Below are 14,721 nucleotides of genomic sequence, written 5' to 3' on the forward strand. Positions count from 1 at the left end.
TGCTTCACCAGGTATCGATGCAACGTGGACCCAGCGGCGCCACCTGCGCCGATGCCAACCCCCGCGCCAGCCACGCCCGGGTGTCGGCCGGGTCGATCACCGCGTCGATCTCCAGCGTGGCGGCCATGTGCATCGCCTCGCCGTTGGCGTAGGACTTGGCCAGCAGCTTGGCAAACAGCGCGTCGCGCTCGGCGCCCTCGGGCAGCGCCTCCAGCTCCTTGCGAAAGCCCAGGCGCACTGCGCCTTCGAGCCCCATGGCACCGAACTCGCCCGTGGGCCAGGCGACAGTGAACACGGGCGCATGGAAGCCCCCGGCAGTCATGCCCATGGCGCCCAGGCCGTAACCCTTGCGCAGCACCACACTGAAGGTGGGTACGCGCAGGCTGGCGGCGGTGACGAAAAGGCGGCTCACGTGGCGCACCTGGGCCGTGGCTTCGACCTCGGGGCCGACCATGAAGCCGGGCGTGTCCACCAGGCTCACGATGGGCAGGCCATGTGCGTTGCACAGCTGCATGAAGCGCGCGCCCTTGTCGGCCGCGTCAGCGTCGATGGCGCCGCCCAGGTGTTGCGGGTTGTTGGCCAGCAGGCCCACCGGGCGGCCTTCGATGCGCGCCAGCGCCGTGTGGATGCCGGCACCGAAGCCGGTGCGCAGCAGCAGCAGGCTGCCGTCGTCCACCAGGCCCGCCATCGCCGTGCGGGTGTCATACACGCGCAGGCGGTTCTCGGGCACCACGGCGCGCAGCAGGCGCTGGTCGGGTGCAGACCACTGCGATGTGCGGCCCTGGAAGAACGACAGGTAGTGGCGCGCGGCCTGCACCGCCCCGGCCTCGTCATCGACCAGCACGTCGATCACGCCGTTGGCATGCTGCACGCGGCTCGGGCCGATCTGCTCGGGCTTGAACACGCCCAGCCCGCCGCCTTCGATCATGGCCGGGCCGCCCATGCCGATGTTGCTGGCGCGTGTGGCAATGATGACGTCGCTGCAGCCCAGCAGCGCCGCGTTGCCCGCAAAGCAGCGGCCTGCGGCAATGCCGATCACCGGCACCTGGCCCGACAGCGCCGCGTAGCTGGCGAAGGTGTGCACATGCAGCCCCGCCACCACGGGCATGTCGGTGTCGCCCGGGCGCCCGCCGCCGCCCTCGGCGAACAGCACCACGGGCAGCTTCTGCGCCAGCGCGATGCCCAGCATGCGGTCGGTCTTGGCGTGGTTGCGCGCGCCCTGGGTGCCGGCCAGCACGGTGGCGTCGTACGACATGACCACCGCGCGGGATTTCTCGTCGCCAAACAGTGTGCCATTGATGCCGCCGATGCCCGTGACCATCCCATCGGCGGGCGTGTTGGCAATCAGGTCCTCCTTGCTGCGGCGGCGGGCCTGCGCGGCGATGGCGAGGGCACCATATTCGATGAAGCTGCCGTCGTCGCACAGGTCGGCAATGTTCTCGCGCGCGGAGCGGCCGCCTTGGGCGTGGCGCTTGGCCATGGTGTCGGGGCGCGCGGCGTCGAGCGTGAAGGCGTGGCGGTCGATCACGCGTTGCAGGTCGGCGCGGATGTGGTCGGGGTCGTGCGCAGCGCTGCCCTGCACTTCGACATCGGCCGCATCGTCCACAGCCTCCAGCACCAGCAGCGGCTGCCCCTGCGCGACGTAGCCACCGGCCACGGCCAGCAGCGCGCAGACGCGGCCCGCGTGCGGGGCCAGCAGCACATGCTCCATCTTCATTGCTTCGAGCACGGCCAGTTCGGCGCCGGCAGCGACCACGTCGCCTTCGGCCACGCTGAATTGCACAAGGCGCGCGGGCATGGGGGCCAGCACCGCGCCATGAGGCACGGGAGCTGTAGATTCCAAGGCATTTTGGCCGTATCCGCGCTCTGGATAATCGCTTATAGCTATATTTTTAATAGCACTCAGCAATTGGGGCAGCACCGACTCCAGCCAGCGTGTGTGCACCTGCTGGCTCTCCATCTCAGGCCGTGTTGCCAGCGCCTGCAGCAGCGCCAGGTTGGTGGCCACGCCCTCGATGCGGCACTCGGCCAACGCGCGCTGCGAGCGGCGCAGCGCATCGGCAAAACGCGGGCTGCGCGTGTGCACGATGAGCTTGGCCAGCAGCGTGTCGTAGTGCGGCGACGGCGTGGCGCCTGCTGCGCCGTGCGTGTCCACGCGCACGCCTGGGCCTGCGGGCAGGTCAAAGCGGCTGAGCGTGCCGCTGCCTGGGGTGGCGTTGCCCTGTGCGTCCAGCGTTTCGGCGTTGATGCGCCACTGCACGGCAAAGCCCAACACGGTGGGCGGTGCGGCAGGGTCGAGGCCGATGTCTTGCAACGTGCGGCCCGCGGCCAGCGCGATCTGCGCCTGCACCAGGTCCACGCCGGTAACCTCTTCGGTGATGGTGTGCTCCACCTGTAGGCGTGGGTTGCATTCGATGAACACAAACGGCAGGTCGTTCGAGGCCAGGTCCACCAGAAACTCGAACGTGCCCAGGCCCTCGTAGGCCACGGCGCGCGCCATGGACAGTGCGGCGGTGGTGATGCGCTCGCGCAGCGGCGCAGGCAACGAAGGACTGGGCGCGATCTCCACCACCTTCTGAAAGCGCCGCTGCAGCGTGCACTCGCGCTCGCCCAAGGCAATTACCTCGCGCCCGTCGCCCAGCACCTGCACCTCGATATGGCGGGCGTTGTCCATCAGGCGCTCCACGTACACGCCGTCCACACCAAAGGCGGCCTGCGCCTCGCTGCGGCAGCGCGCGTAAGCAGCGGGCAAGTCATCGGCCGACGCCACCGCGCGCATGCCCCGCCCGCCGCCGCCACCGATGGCCTTGATCACGATGCCGGCATGGGCGTGCTGCGCGAAGAAGGCCTGCGCCTCCTGCAGCGTCACCGCCGCCTGCGTGCCGGGCATGAGCGGCACGCCCTGCTGCTGCGCCAGCGCACGGGCCTGCGCCTTGTCGCCGAACAGCGCGAGCTGCGCAGGCGTGGGGCCGATGAAGCGCAGCCCCGCCTCGGCACAGGCGCGGGCAAAGTCGGCACGCTCGCTCAAGAAGCCGTAGCCCGGGTGCACGGCATCGCAGCCCTGCGCCTGGGCAATGGCGATGAGGCGCGCGCCGTCCAGGTACGCCGCCGGGCCGGTGGCGCCCAACGCCACGGCCGCACTGGCTGCGTGGACATGGGGGCTGGTGGCGTCATCGTCGGCATACACGGCCACGCTGGCAATGCCGAGGTCGTGCAGGGCGCGCACAGTGCGCAGTGCGATTTCGCCCCGATTGGCAACCAGCACTTTGGTGAACAGAACAGAAGATGGCATGGGGGGCAGTCGCTCTATTTTTTATAGCTACCGACGTATATTCATCTAACGCCAGCGGGCAATTTTTCATTCAATCAAGCAATATCACGCAGCAAGCGGCGCAGCACCTTGCCCGCCCCCGTGGCGGGCAGCGCGTCGATGAAATGCACCTCGCGCGGGGCTTTGTAGGGCGCCATGTTCTCGCGGCACCAGGCCACCAGGGCGGCGGTGTCCACATCCTGGCCAGGCTTCTTGACGATGAAGGCTCGCACCACCTCGCCCTTTTCTGCATCGGGTACGCCAATCACGGCGGCCTGGGCCACAGCGGGGTGCTTGATGAGCAGGGTCTCGACCTCTTCGGGGAACACGCTGTAGCCCGAGACCTTGATCATTTCCTTGAAACGGCCGATGAAGGTGAGGTAGCCATCCGCATCGATCTTGCCCATGTCGCCGGTGTAGACCCAGCCGTCACGCAGGGTCTTGGCCGTGGCCTCGGGCTTGTTCCAGTAGCCCTTGAAGTTGCCGGGGCCGTGGATGGTGATCTCGCCCACCTCGCCAGCAGCCAGCGGCGCACCGGTGTCAGGGTCCACGATGCGCAAGGTGTTGCCCGGCACGGGCTTGCCCTGCGTGCCCCAGCGGATCGCGTCCACCGGCATGGCGGTGTCCACGGTGTGGGTTTCGGACAGGCCATAGGCCGCCTCGTGCGCAATGCAGTTCGGCGCGAACTGCAGCCACTGCTGGGCCAGCGCCTCGGTGAAGGTGATGCCAAAGCTGGTGACCGGGTTGCGGCGCAGCGCGCTCCAGTCCATCTCGCGCGCGCCGGGCACCTGCATGAGCGCACCGTTCATGGGTGCGATGCTGTACCACCAGGTCACGCGGTGGCGCTCCAGCGCCTGGGCCACGCCCAGGGGGTCGAAACGGTACAGCAGCACGGCGGTGGCGCCGGTGTAGACCGGCAGGTTCACGCCCATCACCATGCCGGCGATGTGGTACAGCGGCGCCACCGCCAGCAGCGTTTCGTGCGGTGTCATGCCGTTGCAGTCCGCCGATGCCGCGGTCTTGAACGTGGCGTTGCCGTAGCTCAGCATCGCGCCCTTCGGCAACCCGGTGGTGCCCGAGGTGTAGGTCATGAGCGAGATGTCATCCATCGACAGCGCCACGGGCGCAGGCCGCGCACCGGTGCGGGTGGCGGCCAGGAAGTCTTCGCAGCCCGCAGGCACCGGCGCCATGGCGGCGCGCATGGCCAGCAGCTCGGCGGGCACGTCGATGCTGGGCGCGCCCTCGGGCAGCAGCTCGGCATAGCGCACCACAAATACCTGCTGCAGCGCGGTCTTGGCGCGCACCTTGTCCACCACGGGCAGCAGCACATCGGCCGCGACGATCACGCGCGCCTGCAGGTCGGTGAGCTGGTATTCCAGCTCATGCTCCTTGTTCAGCGGCCCGCAAGGGCAGACGATGGCGCCGATCTTCTGGATGCCATAGTGCGCCATCACGTACTGCGGGCAGTTGTTCATGAACAGCGCCACGGGCTCGCCCTTGGCCACACCCAGCGCCTGCAGGCGCGCGGCAAATGCATCACTGGCCGCATCAAGCTGCGCCCACGTGAGGGGCTGGCCGTACCAAAGGTAGGCTATGCGGTCGGGCGTTTCGCGCGCGTGGCGGCGCAGGTGTTCGTGCAGCGGCAGCTGCGGTGCGGAAGAAGGCATGGCGTTGTCTCCAAGGTGTCTGGAATCGCTGGTTCTTGGCGGCCACTCAGGGTTTTCTCTGAGCGCCCTCACCCGCCAGCGTCTTGCCAATATATACCGCTCGGTAGAACAATGCTACCCATGGGTATAAATCTAACGTCGCGCAAAGGACACCGATGAACCAGCAGCCCCCCGTGCAGGCCAGCGGCCGCCAGAAGGCCGCCACGGCCGGGTCGGACGAGAAGCGCGAACGCATCTTGCGCGCAGCCGAGGCGCTGTTCGATGCGCAGGGCTACGCCAACACCACCATCGAGCAGATCGTGCAGCAGCTGGGCGTGACCAAGCCCTTTGTGTACTACTACTTTCGCAACAAGCAGGAGATCTTCGAGACGCTGTCGTGGGCACCTGCCGTGGCCTGCTTCACGGCCATGGACTTTGCGGCGGGCGACGACCGCCCCGCGCATGTGAAGGTGACGGAAGGCATCGAGCGGCTGATCCGCGCCACGCTGGAGCACCACCCCTCGGCCTTCTTCCCCTACCGCGAGCCGCAGGTGTACCGGCCCGAATACCTGGCGGCGCAGAAGGATCTGGCGAACCACTTCTACGACCGGCTGTGCGCGCTGCTCGAACAGGGCCGCGACGACGGCATGTTCGAGTTCAACGACACCAAGATCACCGCCCTGGCCGCCTGCAGCCTGCCCGGCTTTCTCTACAACTGGTACCGCCCTGACGGCCGCCTGTCGCAAGACGAGGTGGCGCAGGAGCTGGCGCAGCTGGCCTGGCGTGTGCTGGGGCTGCGGCGAACCCGCAAGCGCAACCCAGCCTGACGCGCACCGCAGCACCCCTACACCAAGCACAACAACCACCGGAGACAAAACCCATGAAAACCGTGTTCCTCACCCCCCTGGCCGCTGCGGCGGCACTACTCATCGGCACGGCCGCCAGCGCGCAGGAGACCTTCAAGGTTGCCTACATCGACCCGCTGTCGGGCCCGTTCGCCAACGTGGGTGAGCTGATGCTCACCCACACACAGTACGCCATCGAGGACATCAACGCCAAGGGCGGCGTGCTCAAGGGCACCAAGCTGCAGCTGCTGCAGTTCGACAGCAAGCTCTCGGCGCAAGAGAGCCAGAGCGCGCTGCAGGCCGCCATTGACCAGGGAGCCAAGGCCATCGTGACGGGCGGCTCGGGCTCCTCCGTGGTCACGGCGCTGGTGCAGGCGGCAGCGCGCCACAACCAGCGCAACCCGGGCAAGGAGATCCTGGTGCTGAACCACTCCTCCATCGACCCCGAGCTGACGGGCAAGGCGTGCAACTTCTGGCACTTCCAGTTCGAGGCCAACACGGCCATGAAGATGAAGGCCATCGCCAACTACATCAAGAAGCAGCCGGACATCAAGAAGGTGTACCTGCTGAACCAGGACTACGCGCACGGCAAGCAGTGGGCGCACTATGGCCGCGAGATGGTGGGCCTGGCGCGGCCCGACATCCAGTTTGTGGGCGAGGCGCTGCACCCCATCGGCCGCGTGAAAGACTTTGCGCCCTACCTCGCCAAGGTCAAGAGCACCGAGGCCGACTCGGTCATCACCGGCAACTGGGGGCAGGACATGACCCTGCTGCTCAAGGCGGCGGGTGACGCGGGCTACAACCTGCGCTACTTCAACCACAGCGCGGGCTCCATCCCCGGCACGGTGCTGGCGGTATCGCAGGCCAAGCAGGGCCAGTTGACCTGGGTGGCCGAATGGCACCCCGGACAGGCCGACACCCCCAAGGTGGATGCGCTGGCCAAGACCTACAAGACCAAGACGGGCAAGGACTTTCTCGCGCCGCGCATTGAGATGACGCCGCGCTTCCTCGCCGCCGCCATCAACAAGGCCCAGTCCACCGACCCGGTGAAGGTGGCCCGCGCGCTGGAAGACCTGACCATCGATTCGGTGGTGGGCCCGGTGCGCATGCGCGGGGAAGACCACCAGCTGCTGCTGCCCCAGGTGGTCAACACCATCGCGCCGGTGGACGGCAAGGCCGTGAAGGTGGGCTGGGAAGGCACGAATTATGGCTTTCGCACCGATGCCGCCTACACCGGCAATGAGCTGGCGCAAGGCACGGACTGCAAGATGACCAGACCGTAGCCCCCTGAGTCGCCTTCGGCGCCGTCCCCCTCAGGGGGACGACGCCCTCACTGCGGGGCGGCCCTTGCTCGGCGTCACTGACCTAGGCAGCGCCCATTTCGCCGGCCGAGAGCATTGCAGCCGCTGGGGATGCCAACGCGACTAATATGGTCGGCCATTCATTGACCCGACCCACAAGGACCGCGCCCATGCCCGACTTTCGCAGCGACACCGTCACCCAGCCCACGCCCGCTATGCGCGAGGCCATGTTCAAGGCCCCGCTGGGCGACGATGTGTTTGCCGACGACCCTTCAGTGAACGCACTGCAGGAACATGCCGCCGAGCTGCTGGGTTTTGAGGCCGCGCTGTTCGCCCCCTCGGGCACGCAGACCAACCTGATCGCGCTGTGGGGCCACTGCCAGCGCGGCGACGAAGCCATCGTGGGCCAGAGCTGGCACACCTACCGCTGGGAGGCGGGTGGCATGGCCGTGCTGGGCTCCATCCAGCCCCAGCCGGTGGAGACGCAGCCCGACGGCACGCTGCGCGTGACCGACATCGCCGCCGCCATCAAGCCCGACGACCCGCACTTTGCCCGCACCCGCCTGGTGGTGCTGGAGAACACCACCGGTGGCCAGGTGCTGCCGCCCGCCTACATCGCCGAGGTGGGGCAACTGGCGCGCAGCCGGGGGCTGGCGATGCACCTGGACGGCGCACGCATGTTCAACGCTGCCACGGCCAATGCCGCGCGCAACGGTACCGATGTGTATGCGGAAGCGCGCGCGCTGTGCAGCCACTTTGATTCCGCATCGCTGTGCCTGAGCAAGGGCCTGGGCGCGCCGGTGGGCTCGCTGGTGCTGGGCTCGCGCGACTTCATCCGGCAGGCGCGCCGCACCCGCAAGATTTTGGGCGGTGGCATGCGACAGGCGGGTGTGCTGGCGGCTGCCGGCCACTATGCGCTGCAGCACCATGTGCGGCGCCTGGCGGAAGACCACGCCCGCCTGGACCGGCTGGCGCAAGGGCTGGCTGAAGCCAACCGCAGCCACCCTGTGCTGCAGGGCAAGCTCACCGTGCTGCCGTGGCAGACCAACATCCTCTTCACCGACCTGCACGCAGAGGTGGCCCCAGCCTTCACCGCCTGGCTGGCGCAGCACGGCGTGCGCGTCACCAGCAGCCTGTATGGCGGCGCCACCCGGCTGCGCTGGGTGACGCACCTGGATGTGAGCGAGGAGGATGTGACGGCAGCGCTGGATTGCGTGGCGCGCTTCACGCTGCCGGGCTGAGCCCGCTCAGGCGGCGGGGTAGGTCCGTCCACCAAACACGCCGGTGCCCACGCGCACCAGCGTGCTGCCCGCCTGGATGGCGGCCTCCAGATCGGCCGTCATGCCCAGGGACAGGGTGTCGAACTTCCCCAGGCCCGGTCCGCCCAAGGCAGATATTTGGTCAAAAAGCCTCTTGGCGCTGGTGTGGATTGCCAGTTGCGCTTCAAATTCAGGAGCATGGTCCGGAATGCTCATGAGCCCCCGCACCACCAGCCGTGGCAGTTTTGCGACAGCCCGCACCAACTCCAGCGTTTCAGCAGGAGCCACACCTGACTTGGTGGGGCCTCCATCGATATTGACCTGGATACATATCTGCAGCGGCGGCAGGTGATCGGGCCGCTGGGCCGACAGGCGCTCGGCGATCTTGAGCCGGTCCACCGTATGCACCCAGCCAAAGTGCTCGGCCACCAGGCGGGTCTTGTTGCTCTGAATGGGGCCTATGCAGTGCCACTGCAGCGCCACATCGGGCAAGGCGGCGCGCACAGCCGCAATCTTGTCCACGCCTTCCTGGATGTAGTTTTCGCCGAAGTCGCGCTGGCCGGCGGCCACGGCCTCCAGCACCGCATCGGCGCCAAAGGTCTTGGAAACGGCCAGCAAGGAAACGCTGGCCGGATCGCGCCCGGCGGCTTTGCACGCCTGCGCCATCCTGCCCAGAACCTGTTGGAGGTTGTTAGCAATCGTGGTCATAATGTTTGGCAAGCGTACCAAACGATAGAGGGATTCCGTGGACATTACCCAACTGCTCGCGTTCAGCGTCAAGAACAAGGCCTCCGACCTGCACCTCTCCGCAGGCCTGCCGCCCATGATCCGGGTCCACGGCGATGTGCGGCGCATCAACGTCGATGCGCTGGACCACAAGACGGTGCATGCCATGGTGTACGACATCATGAGCGACGCGCAGCGCAAGACGTATGAAGAGTTTCTGGAAGTCGACTTCTCTTTTGAAATCGAAGGCCTGGCACGTTTTCGCGTCAACGCCTTCAACCAGAACCGGGGCGCCGCCGCCGTGTTCCGGACGATTCCAAGCAAGATCCTGACGCTGGAGCAGCTCAACGCACCCAAGATCTTCGGCGACCTGGCCCTCAAGCCGCGCGGCCTGGTGCTGGTGACCGGGCCTACGGGCTCGGGCAAATCCACCACGCTCGCGGCCATGGTGAACTACCTCAACGAAACCGAATACGGCCACATCCTCACGGTGGAAGACCCGATCGAGTTCGTGCACGAATCCAAGAAGTGCCTGATCAACCAGCGCGAAGTGGGGCCGATGACGCTGTCGTTCGCTGCCGCGCTGAAGTCCGCACTGCGCGAAGACCCGGACGCCATTCTGGTGGGTGAAATGCGCGACCTCGAAACCATCCGCCTGGCCATGACGGCGGCGGAAACGGGCCACTTGGTGTTTGGCACACTGCACACCTCCAGCGCTGCCAAGACGATTGACCGGATCATCGACGTGTTCCCCGCCGAAGAAAAGGAAATGGTGCGTGCGATGTTGTCCGAGTCGCTGCAGGCCGTGATCTCGCAGACACTGTGCAAGACCAAGGATGGCTCGGGCCGCGTGGCCGCGCACGAGATCATGCTGGGCACCAGCGCCATCCGCAACCTGATCCGCGAGGCCAAGGTGGCGCAGATGTACTCCACCATCCAGACCAGCAACAGCGTGGGTATGCAGACGCTGGACCAGAACCTCACCGACCTCGTGCGCCGCAACATCATCAGCCCGGCCGAGGCCCGCAGCAAGGCCAAGATCCCCGAGAACTTCCCTGGCTGAGCCCCCCGCAGCACACACCCATGAACGACTTTGCGGCCCCCGCAGGCGCCGCATACCGGAGCCCGATATGAAAGGCATTCTGAGCCTTCTGAAAATGAAAACCCGGGGCGGCAAGCCTGCGGAGGACCACACGGATTCCGTGCTGTTCTCCACGGCCTTTGCAGGCCAGGGCGTAGACGATTCGATGCTGGTGCCCTGGGAGGCACGTGCCGTGGAAGTAGGCGCCAAACGCCTGCCCACCAGCCGAGGCGGCAAGCTGCTGCAAGGGCTGTGGGCCAAGGACAAATACATGGCGCACCTGGACAAGGACGCCGTGGAGCGCATGGAGCGCTTCTTCGAATTTGCGGCCATCCCGTCCAACCGCGATGTGATCCGCCAGGACGAGTACGGCAATTTCATGGTGGTGCTGCTCACGGGCACTATCGCCGTGGACCGTGTGCAGCCCTGGGGCGAGCAATTGCGCCTGGCCGAGACGCGGCCCGGTGACATCCTGGGCGAGATGTCGCTGCTCGACAGCGGCATCCGCTTTTCGGCCTGCACCACGCTCACTGACTGCGAGATCGCCGTGCTGAGCGCCGAAGCCATGGACGACATGATGACCAAGGACCCGCAGCTTGCAGCCAGCCTGATTGCGCTGCTGGCCCGCAAGCTGTCGCTGCGCCTGCGTGTGGTGAGTGCGCGCCTGAGCGACAACCACAAGTAATGATGCGTCAAGACAAGATCAATGATCGTCCAGCCGACGAACAGCCCCGGGAGAACTTCTGATGGAACGCGATCAGGCCAGTAAATTCATCAATGACCTGCTCAAGTTGATGGTGGGCCGCAACGGCAGCGACTTGTTCATCACCGCAGACTTTCCACCCGCCATCAAGGTGGATGGCAAGGTGACCAAGGTGTCGCCCCAGCCGCTCTCCCCCAACCATACGCTCACGCTGGCGCGCGCCATCATGAGCGACAAGCAGGTGGCCGACTTTGAACGCACCAAGGAGTGCAACTTCGCCATCTCGCCCTCCGGCATCGGCCGCTTTCGCGTCAACGCCTTCATCCAGCAGGGGCATGTGGGCATGGTGATGCGGACGATTCCGCTCACGCTGCCCACCATCGACGGCCTGGGCGTGCCGCAGGTGCTCAAGGAAGTGACGATGACCAAGCGCGGCCTGTGCATCCTGGTGGGTGCCACGGGCTCGGGTAAATCGACCACGCTGGCCGCCATGGTGGACTGGCGCAACGAGAACTCGTTCGGCCACATCATCACGGTGGAAGACCCGGTGGAATTCGTGCACCCACACAAGAACTGCGTGGTCACGCAGCGCGAAGTGGGGCTGGATACCGACAGCTGGGAAGCGGCCCTCAAGAACACGCTGCGCCAGGCGCCCGACGTGATCCTGATGGGCGAAATCCGCGACCGCGAGACCATGGAACATGCCGTGGCCTTTGCCGAAACCGGCCACCTGTGCCTGGCCACGCTGCACGCCAACAGCGCCAACCAGGCGCTGGACCGCATCATCAACTTCTTCCCTGAAGAGCGCCGCGCGCAGCTGCTGATGGATTTGTCACTGAACCTGCGCGCCATGGTCTCGCAGCGCCTGATCCCCAAGCAGGACGGCAAGGGCCGTGCGGCTGCGGTGGAGATCATGCTGAACACGCCGCTGATCTCCGACCTGATCTTCAAGGGCGATGTCTCCGAGATCAAGGAGATCATGAAAAAGAGCCGCAACCTGGGCATGCAGACCTTTGACCAGGCGCTGTTCGACCTGTACGAGGCCAACGTGATCAGCTACGAAGACGCGCTGCGCAACGCCGACTCGCTCAACGACCTGCGCCTGCAGATCAAGCTCAACAGCCAGCGCGCCAAGTCGCCAGACCTGGCCTCGGGTACCGAGCATTTCGCGATCGTGTGACAACCCCCTGAGCGGCTGCGCCGCTTCCCCCTTCTCTCGCGCGGCGCGCGGGAAGGGGGACGACGCCAGTGGCCTGGCAAAGCCAGTTCCACGGCGTCCGCTGGCCCAGGCCGCGCCAGTTTCAAACGCCGTCGACATGGCGGCCTTTTCTCACAAGAACCATTTCCATGCCAAGCACCAACCCCCGCAACTACGACGCCACCCCTTCCCGCAAGGTCGCCTTTCTGGGCTTGGGTGTGATGGGCTACCCGATGGCCGGACACCTTGCACTGGCCGGGCATGAGGTGACGGTTTACAACCGTACCGCTACCAAATCAATAGCTTGGTGCGCAGAGTATGCAAGCGCCAAGGCGCCAAAACACGCTGCAACGCCGCGCGAAGCCGCTGCGGGCGCGGACATCGTGTTCTGCTGCGTGGGCAACGACGATGACCTGCGCTCTGTGACGCAGGGTGCGGACGGCGCCTTTGCGGGCATGAAGCCGGGTGCGATTTTTGTGGACCACACCACGGCATCGGCCGAGGTGGCGCGCGAGCTGTACGCAGCCGCCCAGGCGTTGGGCCTGCAGTTTGTGGATGCCCCTGTGTCGGGCGGCCAGGCCGGCGCGCAGAACGGCCTGCTCACCGTGATGTGCGGCGGCGATGCCGCAGCCTTCGAGGCAGCCCAACCCGTGGCCATGGCGTTCTCGCGTGCCTTCACGCTGCTGGGTGCCAGTGGCTCGGGCCAGCTGGCCAAGATGGTCAACCAGATCTGTATTGCCGGGCTGGTGCAGGCCCTGTCCGAGGCCGTGGCCTTTGGCCAGAACGCGGGGCTGGACATGAAACAGGTCCTCGACGTGATCGGCAAAGGCGCCGCCCAAAGCTGGCAGATGGACAACCGTGGCAAGACCATGGTGGACGGCAAGTTCGACTTTGGCTTTGCCGTGGACTGGATGCGCAAGGACCTGGGCCTGGTGCTCGATGAGGCCAAGCGCAACGGTTCACGCGTGCCGGTGACGGCCCTGGTGGACCAGTTTTATGCCGATGTGCAGAAAATGGGAGGCAACCGCTGGGATACATCGTCCCTCATCCAGCGGTTGAAATAAAACACCCCGTGGGCGCTTCGCGCCCTCCCCCAGCGCCCGCAAGTGCAACGCTGCATTCGCAGCTTGGCGGCCCTTGCGCGGGGGTGCTGGCCTCGGCCACGCCAGTTTCACGCAGCCGCGCGCGGTGCGGAGTCCCCAAGAAAAAATCCCGGGTCGCGTGGTGCGAGCCGGGATTTTTTTTGATCTACCAGTTGTGCAGGCTGTCGAGCCGGCTGAAAACGATCTTCAGCCCCCAGAGGGCTTGGTGTCATCCGTGGTGACGGGTGCAGGCTGCGGAGCGATGCGGCGCAGTTCTTCTTCCGAGACAATCTCGAACACACGCACCACCTTGCTCACGCCGCTCACCCCGCGCGCAATCTCGGTGGCCCGGTTGGCTTCGCGCTGCGACACACGGCCCATCAGGTAGACAACGTTGCGCTCGGTCACCACCTTGAAGGAATTGGCCGAGATGTCCTGCGCGTCCACCAGGCTGGCGCGGACCTTGCCGGTGATGAAGGTGTCGTTGGAACGCTGGCTCAGGGTGCTGGAGAAGGTGGTGATGGTCAGGTCGTTCACCACCGAGCGCACGTTCTCCACCTGCGACACCAATTGCTCGACGGCCTGGCGCTCCTGCGCATTGGGGACTTCGCCCGTCAGCAGGGCCTGGCGGTTGTAGCTCGTCACGTTCACGTGCACGCGGTCGCCAAAAGTCTCGCGGATACGGTTGGCCGCGCGCAGTTCGATGCCTTCATCCTCGATCTGGGTGCCCGCCGTGCGGCGGTCCACGGCCATCACGCCACCCACCACGGCGCCCCCGACGATCAGCGGCGCGCAGGCCGACAGGCCTGCAGCGAGGGCGGCAGCGGCCAGCACGGTGCACACCGTGCGCTGGGTACGGTTCATGGTTGTTTGCTTCATAGCGGATTCTCCTGTTCACCAAGTAACTGGGCGTCCACACCATCGCTCAGGCAATGCAGCACCAGGGCATGGACTTCGCGCACGCGCGCTGCGCGGTCGTGGGGCACGCTGATCAACACGTCGGTTTCGCGCAGCATGGCGGCAAGCTTGCCGCCGGTGCGGCCGGTCAGCACCACCACGGTCATGTCGCGCTCGTGGGCGGCTTCGGCAGCGGCCAGCAGATTGGCGTCGTTGCCGGACACCGACAGGGCCAGCAGCACGTCACCGGCCTGGCCCAGCGCACGCACCTGGCGGGCAAACTGCTGGGCGGCGTCGTGACTGCCTCCTGTGGCGGCCGTCAGCAGCGTGCTGTCGGAGGTCAGGGCCAGCGCTGCCAGCTCGGGGCGTTCGCGCTCGAAACCCGCCACGCAAAACGCAGCGAACTGCTGCGCCTCGGCGGCCGAGGGGCCGTTGCCACAGGCCAGCACCTTGCCGCCGCTGGTCACACAGGCCAGGACGGCCTGCACTGCGGCGGCGATGGGATGGCTCAAAACCTGCGCGGCCTGGTACTTCAGGTCGGCGCTGTCGATGAAATGCTGTTGGATGCGTTGCTCAAGCATGAGGGCTCGATGATACCCGCCGCGTGTTACAGCTTTTGTAGCAAACCGTAGTCACTGGCATTGCTTTGGAGCCCGAATGGGGGACAGGGAAC

Annotated in this window: 12 protein-coding genes; 7 read left to right on the forward strand and 5 right to left on the reverse strand. The window is 66.3% G+C overall.

Going from position 1 to position 14,721, the window contains the following annotated elements:
- Positions 1–4: 4 nt before the first annotated feature.
- Positions 5–3,277, reverse strand: a complete 3,273-nt coding sequence (locus ACQ4MJ_RS18985; RefSeq protein ID WP_431153047.1) for a carboxyl transferase domain-containing protein — start codon at positions 3,275–3,277, stop codon at positions 5–7.
- Between the two features lie 89 nt (positions 3,278–3,366).
- Positions 3,367–4,977: an AMP-binding protein gene (locus ACQ4MJ_RS18990; RefSeq protein WP_431151622.1), complete on the reverse strand. Its 1,611-nt coding sequence runs from the start codon at positions 4,975–4,977 to the stop codon at positions 3,367–3,369.
- A 155-nt stretch (positions 4,978–5,132) separates the two neighbouring features.
- Here ACQ4MJ_RS18990 and ACQ4MJ_RS18995 point away from each other — a divergent pair, with 155 nt between their 5' ends.
- The 3 genes from ACQ4MJ_RS18995 to ltaE all read left to right on the forward strand — a co-directional run bounded on the left by ACQ4MJ_RS18995 (position 5,133) and on the right by ltaE (position 8,343).
- Positions 5,133–5,783, forward strand: coding sequence for a TetR/AcrR family transcriptional regulator (locus tag ACQ4MJ_RS18995; RefSeq protein WP_121507797.1), 651 nt, complete (start codon positions 5,133–5,135; stop codon positions 5,781–5,783).
- 53 nt (positions 5,784–5,836) lie between these two features.
- On the forward strand, positions 5,837–7,084 hold the full coding sequence (locus ACQ4MJ_RS19000) for a branched-chain amino acid ABC transporter substrate-binding protein (protein WP_431151621.1): 1,248 nt from the start codon (positions 5,837–5,839) through the stop codon (positions 7,082–7,084).
- A 188-nt stretch (positions 7,085–7,272) separates the two neighbouring features.
- Positions 7,273–8,343 carry a low-specificity L-threonine aldolase gene (ltaE, locus tag ACQ4MJ_RS19005; RefSeq protein ID WP_431151620.1) on the forward strand — a complete coding sequence of 357 codons (1,071 nt, stop codon included), beginning with the start codon at positions 7,273–7,275 and terminating at the stop codon, positions 8,341–8,343.
- Positions 8,344–8,349: 6 nt separating this feature from the next.
- Here ltaE and ACQ4MJ_RS19010 read toward each other — a convergent pair whose 3' ends face one another.
- Complete coding sequence (locus ACQ4MJ_RS19010) at positions 8,350–9,069, reverse strand: YggS family pyridoxal phosphate-dependent enzyme (protein ID WP_218299053.1); 720 nt, start codon at positions 9,067–9,069, stop codon at positions 8,350–8,352.
- A gap of 37 nt (positions 9,070–9,106) precedes the next feature.
- Here ACQ4MJ_RS19010 and ACQ4MJ_RS19015 point away from each other — a divergent pair, with 37 nt between their 5' ends.
- The 4 genes from ACQ4MJ_RS19015 (at position 9,107) to ACQ4MJ_RS19030 (ending at position 13,133) form a co-directional block, all read left to right on the forward strand.
- A complete protein-coding gene (locus ACQ4MJ_RS19015) occupies positions 9,107–10,150 on the forward strand; it encodes a type IV pilus twitching motility protein PilT (protein WP_055398404.1) in 1,044 nt (347 codons plus the stop codon).
- Between the two features lie 67 nt (positions 10,151–10,217).
- A complete protein-coding gene (locus ACQ4MJ_RS19020; protein ID WP_055398403.1) occupies positions 10,218–10,853 on the forward strand; it encodes a Crp/Fnr family transcriptional regulator in 636 nt (211 codons plus the stop codon).
- Between the two features lie 61 nt (positions 10,854–10,914).
- Positions 10,915–12,051, forward strand: coding sequence for a PilT/PilU family type 4a pilus ATPase (locus ACQ4MJ_RS19025; RefSeq protein WP_055398402.1), 1,137 nt, complete (start codon positions 10,915–10,917; stop codon positions 12,049–12,051).
- Positions 12,052–12,218: 167 nt separating this feature from the next.
- The gene (locus tag ACQ4MJ_RS19030; protein ID WP_431151618.1) at positions 12,219–13,133 is read left to right on the forward strand and encodes an NAD(P)-dependent oxidoreductase; all 915 of its coding nucleotides are present in this window, start codon (positions 12,219–12,221) and stop codon (positions 13,131–13,133) included.
- 225 nt (positions 13,134–13,358) lie between these two features.
- Here ACQ4MJ_RS19030 and ACQ4MJ_RS19035 read toward each other — a convergent pair whose 3' ends face one another.
- Positions 13,359–14,030 carry a BON domain-containing protein gene (locus tag ACQ4MJ_RS19035; RefSeq protein ID WP_055398400.1) on the reverse strand — a complete coding sequence of 224 codons (672 nt, stop codon included), beginning with the start codon at positions 14,028–14,030 and terminating at the stop codon, positions 13,359–13,361.
- Complete coding sequence (locus ACQ4MJ_RS19040; RefSeq protein ID WP_121422035.1) at positions 14,027–14,629, reverse strand: SIS domain-containing protein; 603 nt, start codon at positions 14,627–14,629, stop codon at positions 14,027–14,029. Before ACQ4MJ_RS19040 ends, ACQ4MJ_RS19035 begins: the two co-directional genes overlap by 4 nt.
- Between the last annotated feature and the right edge of the window lie 92 nt (positions 14,630–14,721).

It is taken from the genome of Acidovorax facilis (assembly GCF_050626955.1).
GTDB classification, from domain to species: Bacteria; Pseudomonadota; Gammaproteobacteria; order Burkholderiales; family Burkholderiaceae_C; genus Acidovorax; species Acidovorax facilis.

Excerpts from the sequence above, each read along its gene's own strand:
- ACQ4MJ_RS19040 (WP_121422035.1), bottom strand. The coding sequence starts at position 14,629 with ATGCTTGAGCAACGCATCCAACAGCATTTCATCGACAGCGCCGACCTG.
- ACQ4MJ_RS18990 (WP_431151622.1), bottom strand. The coding sequence starts at position 4,977 with ATGCCTTCTTCCGCACCGCAGCTGCCGCTGCACGAACACCTGCGCCGC.
- ACQ4MJ_RS19035 (WP_055398400.1), bottom strand. The coding sequence starts at position 14,030 with ATGAAGCAAACAACCATGAACCGTACCCAGCGCACGGTGTGCACCGTG.
- ACQ4MJ_RS19030 (WP_431151618.1), top strand. The coding sequence starts at position 12,219 with ATGCCAAGCACCAACCCCCGCAACTACGACGCCACCCCTTCCCGCAAG.
- ACQ4MJ_RS19000 (WP_431151621.1), top strand. The coding sequence starts at position 5,837 with ATGAAAACCGTGTTCCTCACCCCCCTGGCCGCTGCGGCGGCACTACTC.
- ACQ4MJ_RS19020 (WP_055398403.1), top strand. The coding sequence starts at position 10,218 with ATGAAAGGCATTCTGAGCCTTCTGAAAATGAAAACCCGGGGCGGCAAG.
- ltaE (WP_431151620.1), top strand. The coding sequence starts at position 7,273 with ATGCCCGACTTTCGCAGCGACACCGTCACCCAGCCCACGCCCGCTATG.
- ACQ4MJ_RS19010 (WP_218299053.1), bottom strand. The coding sequence starts at position 9,069 with ATGACCACGATTGCTAACAACCTCCAACAGGTTCTGGGCAGGATGGCG.
- ACQ4MJ_RS18995 (WP_121507797.1), top strand. The coding sequence starts at position 5,133 with ATGAACCAGCAGCCCCCCGTGCAGGCCAGCGGCCGCCAGAAGGCCGCC.
- ACQ4MJ_RS19025 (WP_055398402.1), top strand. The coding sequence starts at position 10,915 with ATGGAACGCGATCAGGCCAGTAAATTCATCAATGACCTGCTCAAGTTG.